1 protein-coding gene is annotated in these 311 nt (G+C 51.8%); it reads right to left on the reverse strand.

Annotation, left to right across the window (positions count from 1 at the left end):
• Window positions 1-311, reverse strand: a 311-nt coding sequence (locus ACTHS3_RS17580) for an FAD-dependent oxidoreductase (protein WP_440368705.1), incomplete at both ends; no start/stop codon positions are given.

Consider the following 311-nt stretch of genomic DNA (forward strand, 5'->3'; position numbering starts at 1 on the left):
CACGCCGATTACGCTACGGCGCAAACCGCCCTCAATATTCGGGAAAATAGCGGCATTGTGACCGGCAATTTTGCCTTGGTCAGAAGCTTCATGCAGCAGAGGCAGTTGGTTGGATGCATCGCCTGCGATAAAGATGTGCGGAATGCTGGTTTGCATGGTCAGCGGATCGGCAACAGGCACGCCACGTGCATCTTTTTCGATATTCAGGTTTTCCAAACCGATATTGTCCACGTTCGGACGGCGACCGGCGGCAGCCAAAGCATATTCGGCATGGAATATACCTTTTTCGCCATCTTGTTCCCAATGAACTT

It is taken from the genome of Neisseria sp. P0009.S007 (assembly GCF_051962515.1).